The 18,913-nt window shown below is 51.2% G+C and carries 17 protein-coding genes; 15 read left to right on the forward strand and 2 right to left on the reverse strand.

The features are described from left to right. Positions 1 to 289: 289 nt before the first annotated feature. Positions 290 to 1,492 (forward strand): MSCRAMM family protein, encoded by a 1,203-nt coding sequence (locus tag EKM70_RS05450; protein WP_125545992.1) that lies wholly within the window; start codon positions 290 to 292, stop codon positions 1,490 to 1,492. A 55-nt stretch (positions 1,493 to 1,547) separates the two neighbouring features. Here EKM70_RS05450 and EKM70_RS05455 read toward each other — a convergent pair whose 3' ends face one another. Continuing rightward, positions 1,548 to 1,874: a hypothetical protein gene (locus EKM70_RS05455; protein WP_057877921.1), complete on the reverse strand. Its 327-nt coding sequence runs from the start codon at positions 1,872 to 1,874 to the stop codon at positions 1,548 to 1,550. A 265-nt stretch (positions 1,875 to 2,139) separates the two neighbouring features. On the opposite strand from EKM70_RS05455, the gene gmk reads away from it, so the two are divergent. From gmk to EKM70_RS05510, 11 genes are all read left to right on the forward strand, one after another. Then, a complete protein-coding gene (gene gmk / locus EKM70_RS05460) occupies positions 2,140 to 2,754 on the forward strand; it encodes a guanylate kinase (RefSeq protein ID WP_125545994.1) in 615 nt (204 codons plus the stop codon). 3 nt (positions 2,755 to 2,757) lie between these two features. Further along, a complete protein-coding gene (gene rpoZ, locus EKM70_RS05465) occupies positions 2,758 to 2,973 on the forward strand; it encodes a DNA-directed RNA polymerase subunit omega (protein WP_020089007.1) in 216 nt (71 codons plus the stop codon). 95 nt (positions 2,974 to 3,068) lie between these two features. Continuing rightward, positions 3,069 to 4,280, forward strand: a complete 1,212-nt coding sequence (gene coaBC / locus EKM70_RS05470; RefSeq protein ID WP_125545996.1) for a bifunctional phosphopantothenoylcysteine decarboxylase/phosphopantothenate--cysteine ligase CoaBC — start codon at positions 3,069 to 3,071, stop codon at positions 4,278 to 4,280. 10 nt (positions 4,281 to 4,290) lie between these two features. Continuing rightward, positions 4,291 to 6,711 (forward strand): primosomal protein N', encoded by a 2,421-nt coding sequence (gene priA, locus EKM70_RS05475; RefSeq protein WP_125545998.1) that lies wholly within the window; start codon positions 4,291 to 4,293, stop codon positions 6,709 to 6,711. Between the two features lie 50 nt (positions 6,712 to 6,761). Then, positions 6,762 to 7,706, forward strand: coding sequence for a methionyl-tRNA formyltransferase (gene fmt, locus EKM70_RS05480; protein WP_057877917.1), 945 nt, complete (start codon positions 6,762 to 6,764; stop codon positions 7,704 to 7,706). After that, the gene (gene rsmB, locus EKM70_RS05485; protein WP_125546000.1) at positions 7,706 to 9,049 is read left to right on the forward strand and encodes a 16S rRNA (cytosine(967)-C(5))-methyltransferase RsmB; all 1,344 of its coding nucleotides are present in this window, start codon (positions 7,706 to 7,708) and stop codon (positions 9,047 to 9,049) included. Before fmt ends, rsmB begins: the two co-directional genes overlap by 1 nt. A gap of 12 nt (positions 9,050 to 9,061) precedes the next feature. Then, positions 9,062 to 9,805: a Stp1/IreP family PP2C-type Ser/Thr phosphatase gene (locus EKM70_RS05490; RefSeq protein WP_125546002.1), complete on the forward strand. Its 744-nt coding sequence runs from the start codon at positions 9,062 to 9,064 to the stop codon at positions 9,803 to 9,805. Then, on the forward strand, positions 9,805 to 11,829 hold the full coding sequence (pknB, locus tag EKM70_RS05495; RefSeq protein WP_125546004.1) for a Stk1 family PASTA domain-containing Ser/Thr kinase: 2,025 nt from the start codon (positions 9,805 to 9,807) through the stop codon (positions 11,827 to 11,829). The genes EKM70_RS05490 and pknB overlap by 1 nt, the downstream gene beginning before the upstream one ends. A gap of 85 nt (positions 11,830 to 11,914) precedes the next feature. Continuing rightward, complete coding sequence (gene rsgA / locus EKM70_RS05500; protein ID WP_125546006.1) at positions 11,915 to 12,811, forward strand: ribosome small subunit-dependent GTPase A; 897 nt, start codon at positions 11,915 to 11,917, stop codon at positions 12,809 to 12,811. A gap of 12 nt (positions 12,812 to 12,823) precedes the next feature. Continuing rightward, the gene (gene rpe / locus EKM70_RS05505; protein WP_057879203.1) at positions 12,824 to 13,477 is read left to right on the forward strand and encodes a ribulose-phosphate 3-epimerase; all 654 of its coding nucleotides are present in this window, start codon (positions 12,824 to 12,826) and stop codon (positions 13,475 to 13,477) included. Next, positions 13,477 to 14,154, forward strand: coding sequence for a thiamine diphosphokinase (locus EKM70_RS05510; protein ID WP_125546008.1), 678 nt, complete (start codon positions 13,477 to 13,479; stop codon positions 14,152 to 14,154). The genes rpe and EKM70_RS05510 overlap by 1 nt, the downstream gene beginning before the upstream one ends. Before the next feature lie 133 nt (positions 14,155 to 14,287). Here the strand turns inward: EKM70_RS05510 and rpmB are convergent, their stop codons facing one another. Continuing rightward, the gene (rpmB, locus tag EKM70_RS05515; protein WP_057879201.1) at positions 14,288 to 14,473 is read right to left on the reverse strand and encodes a 50S ribosomal protein L28; all 186 of its coding nucleotides are present in this window, start codon (positions 14,471 to 14,473) and stop codon (positions 14,288 to 14,290) included. Positions 14,474 to 14,714: 241 nt separating this feature from the next. On the opposite strand from rpmB, the gene EKM70_RS05520 reads away from it, so the two are divergent. The 3 genes from EKM70_RS05520 (at position 14,715) to recG (ending at position 18,903) form a co-directional block, all read left to right on the forward strand. After that, the gene (locus tag EKM70_RS05520) at positions 14,715 to 15,077 is read left to right on the forward strand and encodes an Asp23/Gls24 family envelope stress response protein (RefSeq protein ID WP_057879200.1); all 363 of its coding nucleotides are present in this window, start codon (positions 14,715 to 14,717) and stop codon (positions 15,075 to 15,077) included. A 32-nt stretch (positions 15,078 to 15,109) separates the two neighbouring features. Continuing rightward, entirely contained in the window at positions 15,110 to 16,798 is a 1,689-nt protein-coding gene (locus EKM70_RS05525; protein WP_125546010.1) for a DAK2 domain-containing protein, read from the forward strand. 71 nt (positions 16,799 to 16,869) lie between these two features. Beyond that, entirely contained in the window at positions 16,870 to 18,903 is a 2,034-nt protein-coding gene (gene recG, locus EKM70_RS05530) for an ATP-dependent DNA helicase RecG (RefSeq protein ID WP_125546012.1), read from the forward strand. Positions 18,904 to 18,913 lie beyond the last annotated feature (10 nt).

Consider the following 18,913-nt stretch of genomic DNA (forward strand, 5'->3'; position numbering starts at 1 on the left):
GTGCTAGTGCGCCACGTTGAAAACGTGATAAAGTAGATGTACCCAAAGTAATCACTCCCTATATTGGTTGGAATTAGCTACTACCATTGTAAGTGATTGCTTTGGGCTTTTTAATTTCTGTTCGGATTAATTATAGAATTTGCCTTATACAAAAATCGATGTTCATTACTTTGACAATTACAAGTGGGGCAATTTCAGTAACTCAGTTGGGTTGAGCAGTACATCTGGAGGTGGAGGTACCACAACAGATCCTGGAACGGCAGATGGCGTTCCAGCTCACGACAGCGTCATGAAGAATTATAGCTGGGGGGCGGCGGCCGATATTAATGGCTGGTATACAGGATCGCTTGAATTAACGAAGACAGCCCTTGGAGATTCTGCAAAGGGATTGGCAGGTGCAACGTATGACCTACAAAAGCTATCTGATGCTGGAAATTGGGAGAACTACCAGACGGGATTAGTGACCGGTGCTGATGGTATTTTGAAGGATACAACCCTTGAAGTTGGTACATATCGGTTGATCGAAACGGCTGCGCCGGACGGGTACCTCTTAAACAGTACTGATAGTCCAGCAAGTACGGCAGTTACGCCTCAGCAGTTTACCGTTTCTGCTACCGATGGGGATAAAGTTAACATGCTAACACAGAGCGATAGTCCCAACGCGGTTACATTAACTAAGAATGACCCCTCTGGTAATCCTCTCAAGGGGGCCACGTACCAATTAGTCAAGGCCACAGGTCCTGATGACAGTTCGATTGTAAAAAGTGGTTTAGTTACAGATGACAATGGGCAGGTTACGGTCAGTCCGTTAGCACCTGGAACTTATTACTTTGAAGAAATGGTTCCACCTGACGGATACAATATAAATAAGGATCCTGTTGAAGTGACCATCACAAACACGGATACAACTGTGAAAAGAGTTGAACAACAGGATACGCTTAAAGCAGTCAGTTCCAGTTCTAGTTCTAGTACCAGTTCTAGCACCAGTTCCAGTTCCAGCTCTGACTCCAGTTCCGATTCTAGTTCCACGTCGAGCGCCAGCTCAAGTTCTACCTCTGACTCAAGTTCCACTTCTAGGTCCGATTCGAGTCACAGCAGTGCTTCCAGCTCTATTTCCAGTTCACACTCAAACCATAACTCTGGTTCGAGTTCAGACGCTACCAGTAGCTCAAGTACCAGCTCAAACTCCGGCTCGAGTTCAAGCTCCAGCTCCACGTCCACACCTTCAAGCAAGCCAAACAAGGTCAGCTCGATCAGCAGTTCTAGCTCTTCAATGACTTCTGGCAAGATTGCCAATGGCGGTGTAACGTCAACGAGCAGTAGCCACGGTCCTAAGAGTGGGAGTTCTGCTAAGCCTGGCCTGCAGCGTTACTTGCCACAGACAAATGAGCAGAAGAGTCTGGCTGTTATGATTATTGGCCTGGCAATCTTTGGGATTAGCCTGAGCCTTGGGGAATGGAACCGTGCCTGGTTACGTTCACTGAAACATTAATTTAGTCAAAAAAAATAACGCCTCCTAGTCTATGGTCTAGGGGACTTTATTTGCTTTAGAATCTTTGGATTGAACGCAAAAGTCGGGGAGCAACGATTGTCGTCAACCGGTGGTCTTGCTTCAGGACGAGGTGACCAGCGGTGTCTTCTTTCAAATGACCCATAGCCACTGCGGGGGCAATGTCTGGGTTTGAACTCTTAAACTGTAAGCGAACAAAGTAGTGCCGGTCTAGCGCCTGACGAATAAAATAGGTCAGTTGCGATTCTGGCATCTGTGCGTCAACGACTTGTCCCTGAACAACGGGACGAGAACTAAATAATTCTTTGTATGCAGTGGCAACCCGATCGGATAGGGCTGCGCGATTAAGATTTAAGTTTTGCATGCTGATCACCTCGAACGTTTGTTTGTGTCTTTATTATACGAACATACGTTTGAAAAGGCAAGGCTTTTTTCTCGGGGGTTCGAAATTACCAGTGATCCGGACTTTTTCTGGTTTTTCGGGTGGGATTCAACCTATTCGAGCGTAAATAGTGGTAATATAGTTACCTATAGATTAATAGCAGAGACTGCCGATGTTGTGAGGGTAACGCCGACTCGGTGGTGACCGGCGCTTAAATAAATTTTTTGGATGAAGGGATTTTTAAACGATGGCTAAACGTGGAATGCTCATTGTGCTCTCGGGTCCTTCCGGAGTAGGTAAAGGAACGGTGCGCAAGGCTCTTTTTGAAACGGGAGCAACCGATTTTTCATATTCGATTTCAATGACGACGCGGCAACCCCGCGAAGGTGAAGTCAATGGGGTCGACTATTACTTTGTTTCCAAAGAGGAGTTCGAAGAAAATATTCGGACCGGTCAGATGCTGGAATATGCCAAGTATGTTGACAACTACTATGGAACCCCGTTAAAATATGTTAATGAGACCCTCGATCAGGGTAAGGATGTTTTTTTGGAAATTGAAGTCAACGGTGCCATGCAGGTTCGGGCTAATTGTCCTGATGCCGTCTTTGTGTTCTTGACGCCGCCAGATTTGATGGAATTAAAGCATCGTCTGATTGGTCGGGGAACTGACGCCATGGACGTTATTAATAAGCGGATCAAGAAGGCCGTTGGTGAAATTCAGATGATGCGCAACTACGACTACGCCGTGGTCAACGACGAAGTTAGCAAGGCAGTTGAGCGGATTCAAATGATTATTCGCAGTGAACGGTTACGGGTAACCCGGGTCATGCCGGATTACGAACAAATGATTGGAGACGAATAGAAGATGCTACTTTATCCCTCAGTTGATGATTTATTAGCACAAGTTGATTCACGTTATTCATTGATCATGTTGGCTAGCAAGCGGGCCCACGAGTTGGACGCCGGTGCTAAGCCACTCTTGACCGATTACAAGTCGCCTAAGACCATTGGTCGTGCCCTGGAAGAAATTGCAGCCGGCGCACTAATGATTGATCCGGACGAAAAGGATTTGAACGCCTAACGCGGGCATTTCAGGAAAGACCAGGTTGCCATTGGGTGATCTGGCTTTTTTTATCACAAAAGCTTAACAATTGCTGTTAAATTGGGAGGGCTACTATGTTTGAAGGAAAGCATGTGACGTTAACGGTGAGTGGGAGTGTGGCCGCCTATAAGGCTGCAATCTTGGCTCGTGACTTACAGCGGCTCGGGGCAACCGTCCGCGTTGTTTTGACGACCGCAGCCGCCAAGTTTGTGACGCCGGCAACCTTTGCCGCTTTGACCAAACAACGGGTACTGACCGATGATCAGTGGTGGCGAGCGGACGGTCAGATTTCCCACATTGAATTGGCTGACTGGACGGATCTGGCCATCGCGGCACCGGCCTCAGCCAATCTCATGGCCCAACTAGCCAACGGATTGGCCAATGATATTGCCAGCGCGACTTGGCTGGCCACAGCTGCCCCCAAGGTAGTTGTTCCAGCCATGAATACCCACATGTGGCAGGCGCCAGCCACCCAACGTAACCGGCAGACGTTGATTGCCGATGGCGTGACAGTGTTGGCCCCGGCGACGGGCGCCTTGGCCGAAGGTTACAGCGGCACGGGACGTTTCTTAGAACCCGCCGAGATTACTCGTCAATTGCAAGAGTTACCACTCTTTGGTGAGCAGGTCCTGCAAGGGAAGTCGGTGATTGTGACCGCCGGAGGAACTCGTGAGCGGCTCGATCCCGTGCGTTTTCTGACCAATGATTCTTCTGGCAAAATGGGTTATGCCGTGGCTGAAGCCGCGCAACAGGCGGGGGCAACGGTTATCCTGATTACCGCGCCAACACGATTGACGCCACCGGCCGGCGTGACGGTCGTGCCGATTCAGAGTACTAGTGACTTGGCTCAGGCTGTCTTGGAACGTTTCCCCCAGGCCGATGCCCTGGTGATGGCCGCCGCCGTGGCTGACTTTCAGCCGTTAGACGTCGCCGACCAGAAGATTAAGAAAAGTGCCGATAATGATGAATTAGTTTTAAAATTAAAAAAGACCCCAGATATCTTGGCAAAAGTGGCTAAGATTAAGCAACCGCATCAAGTGACCGTGGGTTTTGCGGCGGAGACCCAGAATCTCTTAGCCAATGCGCAACATAAATTACACAGCAAGTCGTTAGACCTGTTGGCCGCCAATGATGTCTCGCGGACTGATATTGGGTTCAACAGTGATGACAATCAGGTGACCTTGATTGGGGCCAACGGTGAAGAAATCCAGACACCGAAGACCAGTAAGCATCAGATTGCAACCTTATTGGTTGATCAATTAGCAAAAATTTTAGCAACGAAGTGAGGTGACAACCATGGCCCAAATTGGCCAAATTTTAGTAGACGTGCCCACAATGCAGACAAATGACCCATACTCCTATGCGATCCCTGCCGAGTTAGAACATCAAGTTCAAGTGGGGATGCGGGTAATTGTGCCATTTGGCCGTGGTCACCGTCTGGTAGACGGTGTGGTCGTGGGTCTCAGTGATGTCACCAGTTTTGATGGTCAGTTAAAGCCGATTGAAACGGTGCTTGATTTGGCCCCGGTCCTCAACAGTGAATTACGTCAGTTGGCGGATTGGTTGGCGACGACAACCTACGCCTTTCGCATGACTTGTATTCAAACGATGTTACCTAACCTACTCAAGACGCAACCCAAACGGCAGGTGCGGCCAACGACCACACTGAGTGATGCCGAAATGGCGACCTACTTTCCGGAGGGTGCGCCGCGTGACTTCGATGCCACCAAGCTCGATGAACAGATGGTGGCGGGCCTACTTAAACTCCAACGGGCGGGCAAGGTTGAGGTGGTTTATCAGGTGAAGAACCAAGCCACGGCGAAGACCACGACTGGGATTACGCCAGCCCTGCCCTCAACTAAATTAAACGAGATTCGTGAGGCTGTTAGTCAACGAGCACCAAAACAAGCAGATCTGTTGGCCTATCTGGCCCAAATGCCGGCCGATAAAGTTATTGCCCAGAGTGAAGCTCGGAAGCAGGCTAATGTGAGTGCGGCAGTCATGACAACCGCTGCCGAGAAGGGCTGGTTGACCCGGTCAACATTAGAGGTCTACCGGGATCCGTTTCATCAGCCGGTCACGCCCACGACACCCTTACATTTGAATGCGGAGCAACAGGTGGCGGTTAGTGCCATTACTACCGCCGTTGATGCGCAGCAGACCGAGAATTTCTTGGTTGAAGGGGTCACCGGGAGTGGCAAGACCGAAGTCTATCTACAAAGTATCGCGGTGGCCTTGGAACAGGGACGGACGGCCCTCATGCTGGTCCCTGAAATTGCCCTCACACCGCAGATGGTTAATCGGGTGAAAGCCAGGTTTGGCCAACGGGTGGCGGTCCTGCACAGTGGGCTGTCCAAGGGAGAACAGTACGACGAATGGCGGCGGATTGACCGGGGCGAGGCAACGGTGGTTGTCGGTGCCCGATCCGCAGTCTTTGCCCCTGTGGAAAATCTCGGGATTATCATCATGGATGAGGAACACGAAAGTAGCTATAAACAAGATGAAAATCCGCGCTATCATGCCCGTGACGTGGCGTTGTGGCGTGGTGCGTACAATCATTGTCCAGTGGTGCTGGGAAGTGCCACACCGTCTTTAGAGACGCGTGCCCGGGCGGCCAAGGGGCTCTACACCCGGTTGGTCTTACCCAAGCGGGCCAAAACGCAGGCGATGATGCCAACCGTTCACGTGGTTGATATGCGCGAACAGATGAAGTTACAGGGGGACAGCGACTTTTCAGAGCCCCTAATGACGGCTATTCAAGAGCGTTTGGACCGACACGAACAGATTGTCTTGATGCTGAATCGGCGTGGTTACTCGTCATTTGTCATGTGTCGGGACTGTGGGTTCGTCTTGAAATGCCCGAATTGTGATATTTCACTGACGTTGCACATGGATACGCATAGCATGAAATGCCACTACTGTGGGCATGAGGAGGCTATTCCTCACGTCTGTCCTAACTGTCATAGCAAGAAGATTCGTTACTACGGTACCGGAACCCAGAAGGTGCAACAGGCCTTAGAGAAGCGGTTACCGGATGCAAAGATCTTGCGGATGGACGTGGATTCCACGCGCCGGAAGGGCGCCCACGAACGTCTACTACGTCAATTTGGCGAACACAAGGCAGATATTCTGCTGGGAACCCAGATGATTGCCAAGGGCCTGGACTTCCCCAACGTTACGCTGGTGGGGGTCCTGAACGCCGATACGGCGCTAGGCTTACCAGATTTTCGCGCGAGTGAACGGACTTTTCAACTGTTGACGCAAGTTAGTGGCCGAGCTGGTCGAGCTAATAAGCCCGGTGAGGTGTACATCCAGACGTTTAATCCAGATCACTATGCCATTCAGTTGGCCCAACAGCAGGATTACGAACGGTTCTTCGTGACCGAGATGCACATGCGGCATCAAGGCAGTTATCCGCCATATTACTTTGCGGTTCAGCTGACGGCCAGTCATGAAGAAGAGGCGGTGGCGGCCAAGGCAATGTTTCAGATTGTCGATGCCTTAAAGCAAGGACTCAGTCCCCAAGCCATTATCCTCGGACCCACGCCCAAGGCGATTGCACGGGTCAAGCGGAAGTATTATTATCAAGTTGTGATTAAATATAAACACGAGCCGAAATTACGGGCGGTGCTCGAACAGATTCGTCAGGCAGCTCAGGTGCCAGCAAGGCACGGGTTAGCCGTGACGATCGATTCGGAACCAATGTCCTTTATGTAGGCGATTAGCCAAATAAAATTGAAACTTAACTATGGAAAGTATGGTGTCCAATGACTTCAGTTATTTTTATGGGAACGCCGCAGTTTTCTGCGCCGATCCTGAGTAGTTTGATTGACCATGGCTACGATGTCCTGGCCGTGGTGACTCAGCCAGACCGGCGTGTCGGCCGGAAGCATGTGTTAACGGCGTCACCCGTCAAACAGGTGGCCGTGGACCACAACATCGAGGTCTTACAACCCGAGAAGATCTCCGGGAGTCCTGAGATGGCTCGGGCCATTGAACTGGCCCCAGACCTGATCGTGACGGCAGCCTTTGGTCAATTTCTGCCAACCAAGCTGCTGAAGGCAGCCAAGGTGGCGGCAGTTAATGTCCATGCCTCACTGTTGCCCAAGTACCGTGGGGGTGCACCCGTACATTATGCCATCATGAATGGTGACAAGGAGACCGGGGTGTCCATCATGTTCATGGAAAAGAAGATGGATGCCGGGGATGTCATCGCCCAAGAAGCCATGCCCATCACGGATCAAGACGATGTGGGCAGTATGTTTGACAAACTGAGCCTGTTAGGTCGCGACCTCTTATTGGCCACGTTACCGAAGCTACTGGCAAATGAAATCACGCCAGTGCCGCAAGATGAGAGTCAAGTGACCTTCTCGCCAACGATTAAGCCGGAAGAAGAACGCGTGGATATCACGCTGAGTGCGCACCTGATTGACTGCAAGGTTCGCGCCCTGCGGCCATTTCCAACGGCCCACGTCTATCTCAATGGCGTGCGGACCAAGTTGTGGCAGGTGAAGGTGCTCGACCAGACGACGGACCTCAAGCCCGGTCAGCTGGTGAGTCATGACAAGCATCACTTGGCTATCGCCACCGGGGATCACGGGGTGCTCGCAATCGAAACGCTCCAACCGGCCGGCAAGCCAAAGCTAAGTATTACCGATTTTCTAAACGGAACTCAAGATGCCCTTAATGTGGGCGAACAGGTGGTTGAATAATGACGAGAAATGTAACGCCCAGAGCGTTAGCGGTTGAAGCACTGACCCGAGTTGCCAATGGGGCATACTCAAACTTACAATTGGAACAGACCCTAAGTAGTCACAACCTCAGTGATGTCGATCGGCGTTTCGTAACCAACTTGGTTTACGGAACGATTCAACATCAATTGACGTTGGAATACTATTTGGAAGGCTTCGTAAAGCCCAACCAAAAGGTTTTACCATGGGTCAAGATGACCCTGTTAGTTGCCCTCTACCAAGAAATTTATTTGGACCGGGTGCCTAAGCGCGCGATCTTTAACGAAGCTATTCAATTGGCTAAGGATCGGGGTCATGAAGGGATTCGGCGCTTCGTTACCGGGGTCTTACATGCCATGGATCGTCAGGGCTTGCCCGATGTTTCCAAAATTAAGGATCCACTGAAGCGTCTTAGCATCACCTATTCCGTCCCGGAATGGTTGATTACCGCACTGCAAGAACAAGTCGGTGAAGAAAAGACGATCAGCATCTTAGAAACTATCAACCAGCCGGCTGCCCAATCTGTGCGAGTCAACCCACTGGTAACCACGCCAGAAGCCGTTAAACAGTCCCTGGAATCCGAAGGCTACGAAGTGATGCCAAGTGTTGTCGCTGCCGGTGCCTTTCGTTTGGATGATCATCCAGCAAGCGAGAGCCGGGTCTTTGAAGATGGTAAGGTCACGATTCAAGACGAGAGTGCCATGTTACCCGTTGAAGCCTTACAAGTCCGTCCCGGTGACCAAGTCTTGGACGCCTGTGCCGCACCTGGGGGCAAGACGACGCAGATTGCTGCCTTACTCGATCCCCATTCTGGGGGTAAAGTGACCGCCTTGGATCTTCACGAAAAGAAAATCCAGGTGATTGAACGGAATGCCGAACGGATGCACGTGGCCGATCGCGTTGACGCCATGGCCTTAGATGCCCGCAAGGTGGACGACAAATTCAAGGATGGCAAGTTTGATCGCATCCTAGTTGATGCACCATGTTCCGGGTTAGGCTTGATTCGTCGGAAGCCTGAGATCCGTTACGAAAAGACGCCGCAGGACATCCAACAACTGCAAAAAGTGCAATTAGGTATTTTGGATGCTGTAGTTCCTAAGCTTAAGGCCGATGGGATTTTGGTCTACAGTACCTGCACCATTTTAAAGACAGAAAATAACGAAGTTGCCGAGAGATTCTTGGCTGAACATCCTGATTTCGAAGCCCTTCGTGTAACCACCAAATTAAACCTTAAGGATGACCGAACGACGGACACCCTGGCAATTTACCCCGATGACTTTGATTCAGATGGGTTCTTCGTCAGTGCCTTTCGTCGTAAGAAGTAGGGGGTGACGGTCATGGAAGTGGCCTATCGAACATCAATTGGGAAGCAACGGGTCGATAATGAAGATTACGTGGATGTTTTCACGAATCAGGCCAAGCAACACTTGGCCATCATTGCCGATGGTATTGGCGGCAATCAGGGGGGCGACGTGGCCAGTGCCATGGCGGTATCTCACTTGGGTCATGAGTTTCAACAGACCACCTTGCCAACGCCAGCGGCGGCCCGCCAGTGGATTACCACCGAAATCACTGCCGAAAATCAATCGATCATTGATAAATCGAACCAGTTTGCCGATCTCAATGGGATGGGCACCACGCTGGTGGCCGCACTCTACTATGACGAAGAGGTTGTCATTGCCAACATTGGGGATTCTCGGGCCTACCTGCTACGAGATAACCTATTGCGGCAACTTACCGAGGACCACTCGCTGGTAAATGAACTGGTTAAACGTGGTGAAATTAGTCGTCAGGCCGCGCGCCACCATCCCCAAAAGAACGTGATCATTCGTTCATTAGGGATTTCGGAGGACGCCCGCTTTGACCTGAATACCTATCCGCTAGTCGGTGGTGACCAGCTGTTACTTTGTACGGATGGTCTCACCAACATGGTGGATGATGACACGATCCAGTCGGTGCTTCTGAGTGACCGAACGGTGACCGAAAAGTGTGATCGGCTAGTTGAACTGGCCAACGACGCCGGGGGATTGGACAACATTACCGTTCTCCTGCTGGCGAAGTCGGCTGGGGAGGTGAGCTGATGCGTGCGGGATATACGCTTAACGGCCGCTACCGCATCGTCCGTGCCTTGGGCGAGGGCGGCATGGCCAACGTTTACCTGGCTCACGATTTGATCTTAGATCGGGACGTTTCAGTTAAGTTACTCCGGCTGGATCTGCGCGATGATCCGAGTACCATTCGGCGCTTCCAACGCGAGGCCCTAGCGGCCACGGAGTTGGTTCAGGAAAACATCGTGCAGGTCTACGATGTCGGTGAAGAGAATGGCATGCAGTACCTGGTCATGGAGTACGTCGAGGGAACGGATCTAAAGGCTTACATCAAGGATCACTTCCCAATTCCCTACCAGGAAGTCATTCAGATCATGGAACAGATTCTCAGTGCCGTGAAGACGGCGCACGACCACGACATCATTCACCGAGATTTGAAGCCCCAAAATATTCTGATCGACCATCAGCAGGTGGCCAAGATTACAGACTTTGGGATCGCGGTGGCCCTGTCGGAACACAGTCTGACCCAGACCAATACGGTCTTGGGTTCTGTGCACTATCTGTCGCCGGAACAGGCTCGTGGGGGGATGGCCACTAAGCAATCCGACATCTACTCTCTCGGGATTATTCTTTATGAAATGTTGACGGGCACCGTGCCCTTTGAAGGGGAAACGGCGGTGTCGATTGCCTTAAAACACTATCAAACGGAGATTCCATCCGTTAGAGACATCGATCCTAGAATTCCGCAAGCCTTGGAGAACGTCGTGCTCCAGGCGACGGCTAAGCGGCCGGCGGATCGTTACAGTGACATTGAAAGTATGGCCAGTGACCTGAAGACGGCGTTGTCACCGACACGAGCGGATGAGGCACGGTTCATTCCCGAAAACAATGATAATGGGGAGACCAAGGTCTTACCAATCAGTGCCCTAAAGGAAATGCCGATTCCCCATGTTGTCGTGACGCCGGAAGCGGCGAAGGCCGCGGCCAAGGGCGATGAAGATGCAGCGGCAACGGAAGAACCGAAGAAAAAACGGTTGAAGTATAAGGATCGCCACCCACGTCGGCGAAAGTTCATGTTGGCGGGGGGGACCATCTTCCTCCTCATTGTGGGTATTCTGATTGGGATGGCGCTCTTTCGGCCCAAGATGACCAACGTGCCTAATGTCGTTGGCCAACGGGAGACTCTGGCCAAGCAGGCGTTAGTGTCGTCTCATTTACAAGTGGGCGAGGTTCATAAGACCACCAGTTCTAAGGTGAAAGCCAACCGCGTGGCCCGCACGGAACCCCGTTCAGGTACCCAGCTCAAGCAGAACACGGTGGTAGACCTCTGGGTCAGCACCGGGCCCCGTCGCGTCAAATTGGCGGACTATCAAGGTGATTCGTATGCCAGCACGGCGGCTAAGCTCGAGGCCATGGGCTTCACCGTTCGACGGGAGTCGGTACACTCGACCAGCGTGCCATCCGGGCGCATCATTCAACAGAGCGTGCCTGCCGGCAAGCGGGTCGTACCGTCTAAAACAGACCTGACCTTTACCGTGTCAACGGGATCGGAAACGGTCACACTGGCCGATCTGACGAACAAAACCAAGGCCCAAGCTCAGAGCTACGCCACGGATCATAACTTGAATCTGGCCTTTCGTTACGCTTATTCTAACGACGTTGCCAAGGGCAAGATCATTCGTCAGTCGCCAGGCGAGGGTGCGGTGGTTCAAGAGGGTGACGAGATCACACTGACCCTGTCACGCGGTGAACAGAGCGATAGTAGCTCGGACACCGACGAGTTCAACGTGGATGTCAAGATTCCGTTTGACGACGGCAACAGTGACGATACCAGTGACGATAGTGGTGCCTCGACCACGCCGAATAAGAGTAATCTGATTCAGATCTATTTAAAGGATCAGGATCATTCGCTTAGTGCAATCTACAAGCAGATGACGATTACCGCGGATACTTCGGTCACCTTACCGTTCACGGTGGCGTCGGGCAAGGCGGGGGCTTACAAGGTCGTCCGCGATGGCCACGTCATTGCTTCCGACAGTCATGTGACGAAAAATTAATAAAAAACCTGCATTTACGGCTCAGTTCTTTTATAATAAAAGAGAACTGAGCTTTTTAGATCAACAGAAACAAAGGAGGTGCTGCATGTCAGAGGGACAGATTCGCCAGTCATTGAGCGGCTTTTATGATGTTTTCAGTGACGGGAAGATGTATCGAACCCGGGCACGAGGTAACTTTCGCAAGCGGCGCATCACGCCACTCGTGGGAGATCGTGTGCAGTTTGAGAGCTCGACACTAAAGGAAGGCTACATTCTCGAGATTCTCCCAAGAACCAATGCCCTGACCCGGCCACCCGTGGCCAACATTGATCAGGGGATCGTGGTCGCGGCAGTGGCGGCGCCAGAATTTTCGACGAACCTACTGGACCGCCAACTGATTGCGCTGGAGATCAGCGGCATTCGACCAGTTATTGTCTTTACGAAGACCGACTTGATTGACGATGATCGTTACCAAGCGTTTGAAACATTGGCTGCTGGTTATCGGCAGATTGGTTATCCGGTGGTTCTGACTCGTGAGCCGTTCTCGGCCGACGGGCTGGATCAGGTTAAGGCGACCTTGGCTGACCGTGAAACGGTCATCATGGGTCAAACGGGGGCGGGAAAGTCCACGTTGCTGAACCACATCGCACCCGACCTAGAACTGGCAACCGGTGAGATTTCCACGGCGTTAAACCGGGGGAAACATACGACCCGGAAGGTTAGTCTCATGCCAATTGCTGGTGGTCTAGTGGCCGATACCCCTGGATTCTCGTCGTATGACACGTTGACCATTGATTACCGGGATCTGGGACACTACTTCCCAGAATTCGTAGCGGTGGCTAATCAGTGTCGTTTTCGGGGTTGTGTGCACCTGAATGAGCCGGGGTGTGCCGTCAAGGAAGGCGTTGAGCGTGGCGACTTGATGCAGAGTCGTTATGACAACTACCTTCAGTTACTTACGTTGTTAAAGAATCAAAAACCAGTTTATAACAAAAAGAAATGAGGAAGATAATTTATGATTAAAGTAGCGCCATCAATCCTGAGTGCGGATTACGTCAACTTACAAAAGGACATCGAAAAGGTCGATCAAGCCGGTGCTGAAGTCTTACATATCGACATTATGGACGGTGACTTTGTCCCAGCCCTGTCATATGGTCCTGGTTGGGTTAAGGCTATTCGGCCAATTACCAAGATGGTCTTAGACGTTCACATGATGGTTCAAAACCCAGAACGTTACGTTGACGACTTTGCCAAGGCCGGTGCCGACATCATCGGGGTTCACGTTGAAGCAACGCCTCACATTCACCGGGCCTTACAAATGATCCAAAACGCCGGTGTAACTCCAGAAGTTGTTATCAACCCCGGGACGCCAGTGGCCGCTATCGAACCCGTCTTGGACATGGTTGGCCAAGTATTGGTTATGACCGTTAACCCTGGTTTCGGTGGTCAGAAGTTCTTACACAGTACCGTTGAAAAGATTGCTCAATTGGAAGCCATCAAGAAGGAAAAGGGCTACACCTTCGATATCGAAGTCGACGGTGGGGTTAACAATGAAACGGTTGTTGATTGTGCCAAGGCTGGTGCCACGGTGGCCGTTGCGGGTTCATACGTCTTCAACGCCGAAGACCCTGCATCCCGTGTTCAAGCTTTAAAGGACGCCACTAAGTAATGCCACGTGGGGGAACTTTCAATCTCCTCGTGGGTGGTCCTAAGGCCAGTTGGCCGGAAGATCTCAGCACGCGGAACATTGCGGGCCCCTGGATTGGCGTTGATCGAGGGACCTTACGCTTAATTGATCTGAACATTCAGCCCGTGGCGGCGGTGGGGGATTTCGATTCCCTGCAGGCGCCTGAACTGCAACGAGTCCGGCGTAACGTCAAGGATATTCGGCAGTCACAACCGGAGAAGGATTACACGGACACCCAGCTTGCGGTCACCGTGGCCTTAAACGATTATGGGGCAGAAAGAATTGATATCTATGGGGCAACGGGTGGTCGTCTCGACCACTTCTTGGCGAATCTGTTTCTGGTGCTTCAACCGGAATACAAGGCCTATGCCCACCGGATTCGATTGATTGACCAGCAGAATACGATTTCCTTCTATCTGCCGGGTCACTATACGGTGACTAAGGAACCCGATAAGAACTACCTGGCGTTTATTCCCTTGACACCGATTGATCATCTGAGTTTAACGAATGAAAAGTATCAGCTTCATAACGAGCCGATTCCTTACCCGATCTCGTTTGCCAGCAACGAGTTTGTCGGTGAGACGGGGGAGTTTCAGTTCGATACGGGACTACTCTGTGTGATTCAAAGTTGCGATACCTTCGAAGCCCGACACGAGTAGGCACTGTATATGAAAAAGGCGTCCGATTGCCATGACATTAGTCATCGCAATCAGACGCCTTTCCTACTCACAAAAAAATGAGGAGGCCCGGCAAACCGGAACTCCTCATTTTTTTGTTTAACCGTATCTATCACTAGACGCGGGTTACTTTACCTGATTTTAAAGTCCGAGCGGAAACCCAAACTCGTTTTGGCTTACCGTCCACTAAGATGCGAACCTTTTGTAAGTTCGGCTTCCAAGCGCGACGACTTGAGTTCAAGGCGTGGGAACGCTTGTTACCAAAACGTGTCCGCTTGCCGTTAAGAAAATCCTTTGCCATGGCGTAAAACCCTCCTTTGTGGATTCATTCATTACTTTTTTTAAAAAGCAGTGCATTTTGCTCACCTGACTAATTTACCATAATCTTTTCTAGAACGCAATGGTTTCTTTCAAGCAAATATACTTGACACTTATTTACCGTCGTCATGAGGTTTTGGGAGTTCCCATTTCTATTTTTGGCGTGGTTGTGGTAAGATTAATCTCTGTTAAGATTGACTATCTAGAATAAGGAGGCTATTTCCATGGCCGTAAAGATTAAGACTCAGTACGGAACAATTGATATTACCAATGAAGTGATTGCGACCGTTGTTGGGGGTGCCGCGACTGATAACTATGGTGTCGTGGGTATGGCAAGTAAGAATCAGATTCGTGATAACGTGAATGATATCTTACGGCGGGAGAATTATGCCCGCGGTGTCGTTGTTCGCCAGGAAGAAAATGGCGTGGCAATCGATGTTTACGTGATTGTGAGTTACGGAACCAAGATTTCCGAAGTCTCACGGAACGTCCAATCTAAAGTAAAATATAACCTAGAAACAATGCTGGGGGTTTCCGCAAACTCAGTGAACGTGATTGTACAAGGGGTGCGGGTGTTGGCTGACTAGCCAGACGTACTGAAATCAAGGAGGATACTTAGTTGAAAGTAACAGAAATTACTAATCTTGAGTTTGGTAAGATGGTCCAAGCCGCCTCGCAAAAGCTAAACCAAAACGCTGATTTTATTAATTCACTGAATGTTTTCCCGGTTCCTGATGGGGACACGGGGACCAATATGAGCCTGTCACTGCAGAGTGGGGCCAAGTATGAACGTGACGCCGACAGCACGGCTGTGGGTGTCTTAGCTGTGGCTTTGGCTAAAGGTTTATTGATGGGTGCCCGGGGAAACTCTGGGGTTATCCTGTCACAGATTTTCCGGGGCTTTTCTCGGAAATTAGCCGACAACCAGACGTTGACGGCTCAAGACCTAGCTGATGGCTTCGCTGCGGGTGCAGAAACGGCGTATAAGGCCGTTATGAAACCAACTGAAGGAACAATCCTGACGGTGGTTCGTGAAGGCGCACAGGCCGGTTTAAACGCCGCTAAAGACTCTGACGATGTCTTGGCTGTTATGGATGCCGTTTACGAGGCTGCTAAGGCAGCTTTGGCAACGACGCCAGATCTGTTGCCGGTTTTGAAGCAGGTGGGCGTTGTGGATTCCGGTGGTCAAGGGTTGACCTTTGTGCTGGAAGCCTTTAACGACTCGCTGAATGGCCGGGTTGCCGAGGAAGGCGACTACAAGCCAGACGACGCCGAAATGGATGAAATGATCGATGCTGCCCACCACCAGAGTGTGCAAGGGAAGCTCGATCCTAACAGTATCAAGTATGGTTACTGTACCGAAATCATGGTACGAATCGGTCGGGGGAAGCAAATCCAACACGACTTCGATTACGATACCTTCTACAAGTACCTCGCCGGCTTAGGTGACTCACTGTTAGTCGTTAACGATGAGGAAATTGTGAAGGTCCACGTGCATACCGAACACCCAGGCAAGGTCATTGCTTGGGGTCAAGAGTTCGGGGACCTGGCTAAGGTCAAGGTTGATAACATGCGGATGCAACAAGAAACCATCATGGAACACGACGACCAACCGGCTGAATCAGACGCCGTGCCAGCCGAGAGTGAAGAGACCGATACGGCCATCATCGCGATCGCTGCCGGTGATGGGCTCGCTAAGCTTTTTAAGAGTCTGGGTGTGACCTACGTGGTTAACGGTGGTCAAACGATGAACCCAAGTACGCAGGACATCGTGGATGCTGTGAACCAGAGTAAGGCTAAACGGGCCATTGTTTTGCCTAACAACAAGAACATCTTCCTAGCTGCCGAACAAGCGGCTAAGGTAACGGATATTCCAACGGTTATCGTGCATTCAACGACGGTTTCTCAAGGAATGACGGCAATGTTAGGCTACAATCCCGACGCCGAATTGGCCGATAACCAATCCGCCATGGAAGAGAACCTGGCCGCGGTTAAGAGTGGTCAAGTGACCCACGCCATTCGCGATACCGAACTTGATGGCTTTGATATCAAGGAAGGTAACTTCATGGGAATTGTCGACGGAACCATTAAGGTTACCGATGCCGATCTCCTGAAGACGGCCGAAGAGACCGTTCAAGCCATGCTCGATGATGATAGCGAAATTGTGACGATTATTTACGGTGCCGATACGACCGAGGCTGTTGCTCAAGAGTTACAAACGGCCATTGAAGGCATGGATGATGAATTAGAGACAGAAATTCACGCGGGGGGCCAACCGGTCTATCCGTTCTTAATTTCCGTTGAATAGCCGATTGACGGCAGGAAGATTGGGCTAGTTGGTCCAATCTTTTTTCAATTTTAAGAGAGGAGGTACTGGGTGTGACGAGTTTAAGTGATCCGGTTAGTGATTTGGCGGGTGTTGGTCCTAAGCGCGCACAAGCGTTGCGGGCATTAGACATTGAAAATGTGAATGATCTATTGACGTACTTTCCATTTCGCTACGAAGACTTGCAGGCTAAGGATCCCACGGAATTGACGGATCAAGCCAAGGTGACGTTAAAGGGAACGGTGGCGGCTGCCCCGGTAATCTCACGATTTGGTCGCCGGAAAACGCGCCTGACCTTTCGCCTGCTATTGGACGAGCACACGATTATCCCAGTGACCTTCTTCAATCAGCCGTGGTTGAAGGACAAGGTGGAGGTTGGTAAGGAGCTCGCCGTTTATGGTCGGTTCGATGCCAAGCGCCAGAGTCTTTCGGGCATGAAGATTATTGCAAGTGCCGATGGTGGTATGGGGTCGATCTATCCCGCTAATAAGGAAGTTCGCCAGGGCACTATTCAGAAGCTGGTTGAGAGCGCCTATGAAACCTATGCTCCGGTGATTGTGGATCTGATTCCGGAACCGTTGCGCGATGAGTATCGGTTATTACATCGGCGTGAGATGATTCACGACATGCACTTTCCGGCAAGTGATCGCGCGGCTCAGGCGGCCCGAAGAACGGCTAAATTTGAAGAATTTTATCTGTTTGAGGTCCGTCTTCAAGTGGTCAAACAACAGGACCACACCTTACACGGACAGGCGTTGACCTACGATTTGCCGCGGCTCAAAGACTTTATCGCGGCCTTACCCTACGAGTTGACAAATGCCCAGAAACGGGTAGTCAACGAGATCTGTTATGACTTGAAGCGGCCGATCCACATGAATCGGTTGTTGCAGGGGGATGTTGGCAGTGGGAAAACGGTGGTGGCGGCGATCGCTATGTACGCCGCGATTACTGCCGGGGCTCAGGCAGCACTGATGGCCCCAACCGAAATTTTGGCGGAGCAACATGCCAACAACTTGGCCAAACTCTTTGCTGATTTTCCGGTCAACGTGGCCTTGTTAACGGGAGCCACCAAACCCGCGGCCCGTAAGACCTTGCTGCCCCAGATTGCCAAGGGAACTGTCAACTTGATTGTCGGGACCCATGCCCTGATCCAACCTGAGGTCGACTATGCCGATCTCGGGCTAGCGGTCATTGACGAACAACATCGTTTCGGGGTTAATCAACGACAGGCGTTGCGGGAGAAGGGTCAACAGCCCGATGTTCTAGCGATGACGGCCACACCCATCCCCCGGACCCTGGCGATTACCGCCTACGGTGAGATGGATGTCTCTGTGATTAATGAACTGCCAGCCGGGCGGCAACCGATCAAGACCAGTTGGATTCGCAGCAATCAGGTTGATTCCACGTTGCGTGAGGTTAAGGCGGAGTTGAGCAGTGGGTCTCAGGCCTACGTGGTGACGCCGTTGATTGAAGAATCGGAAGCCGTCGACATGAAGAATGCCGAGGCAATTTACGAGCGGTTCAAGGAACAGTTTGAACCCACGTATCGGGTGGGACTACTGCACGGTCGCATGAAAAATGATGAAAAGAACGCTGTCATGGACGCGTTTAAAAATAATGAATTTCAAGTGTTAGTGGCGACAACCGTGATTGAAGTTGGGGTGGACGTGCCCAACGCGACGGTCATGATGATCTACGATGCCGATCACTTTGGGTTGGCCCAGCTGCATCAATTACGAGGACGGGTTGGTCGAGGCAAGAAGGCCTCGGCCTGCATCCTCATCGCCGATCCGAAAAATGAATTGGCCGTAGAGCGGATGACGACGATGACCAGTACCAACGATGGCTTTGTTTTGTCGCAAAAGGATTTGGAATTACGAGGCCCAGGTGATATTCTGGGTAAAAAGCAGTCCGGTGTTCCCGACTTCAAGGTGGGAGACCCGGTGGCGGATCTGAACGTCTTGAGTGCTGCTCAGCAGGCGGCCAAGGAGACGGTGGCCTCGCCAAATTGGGCTGATAAGGATGCTAATCTTGCTTTGGCTGCCTTTCTCAGTACCACGGCTCATCAGAACACCACCATGGATTAGATAAGGAGAC

This window comes from Levilactobacillus lindianensis, assembly GCF_003946095.1.
Taxonomy (GTDB): Bacteria; Bacillota; Bacilli; order Lactobacillales; family Lactobacillaceae; genus Levilactobacillus; species Levilactobacillus lindianensis.

Coding starts and splice junctions, on each gene's coding strand:
- EKM70_RS05450 (WP_125545992.1), top strand. CDS start 290: ATGAAGAATTATAGCTGGGGGGCGGCGGCCGATATTAATGGCTGGTAT.
- EKM70_RS05455 (WP_057877921.1), bottom strand. CDS start 1,874: ATGCAAAACTTAAATCTTAATCGCGCAGCCCTATCCGATCGGGTTGCC.
- gmk (WP_125545994.1), top strand. CDS start 2,140: ATGGCTAAACGTGGAATGCTCATTGTGCTCTCGGGTCCTTCCGGAGTA.
- rpoZ (WP_020089007.1), top strand. CDS start 2,758: ATGCTACTTTATCCCTCAGTTGATGATTTATTAGCACAAGTTGATTCA.
- coaBC (WP_125545996.1), top strand. CDS start 3,069: ATGTTTGAAGGAAAGCATGTGACGTTAACGGTGAGTGGGAGTGTGGCC.
- priA (WP_125545998.1), top strand. CDS start 4,291: ATGGCCCAAATTGGCCAAATTTTAGTAGACGTGCCCACAATGCAGACA.
- fmt (WP_057877917.1), top strand. CDS start 6,762: ATGACTTCAGTTATTTTTATGGGAACGCCGCAGTTTTCTGCGCCGATC.
- rsmB (WP_125546000.1), top strand. CDS start 7,706: ATGACGAGAAATGTAACGCCCAGAGCGTTAGCGGTTGAAGCACTGACC.
- EKM70_RS05490 (WP_125546002.1), top strand. CDS start 9,062: ATGGAAGTGGCCTATCGAACATCAATTGGGAAGCAACGGGTCGATAAT.
- pknB (WP_125546004.1), top strand. CDS start 9,805: ATGCGTGCGGGATATACGCTTAACGGCCGCTACCGCATCGTCCGTGCC.
- rsgA (WP_125546006.1), top strand. CDS start 11,915: ATGTCAGAGGGACAGATTCGCCAGTCATTGAGCGGCTTTTATGATGTT.
- rpe (WP_057879203.1), top strand. CDS start 12,824: ATGATTAAAGTAGCGCCATCAATCCTGAGTGCGGATTACGTCAACTTA.
- EKM70_RS05510 (WP_125546008.1), top strand. CDS start 13,477: ATGCCACGTGGGGGAACTTTCAATCTCCTCGTGGGTGGTCCTAAGGCC.
- rpmB (WP_057879201.1), bottom strand. CDS start 14,473: ATGGCAAAGGATTTTCTTAACGGCAAGCGGACACGTTTTGGTAACAAG.
- EKM70_RS05520 (WP_057879200.1), top strand. CDS start 14,715: ATGGCCGTAAAGATTAAGACTCAGTACGGAACAATTGATATTACCAAT.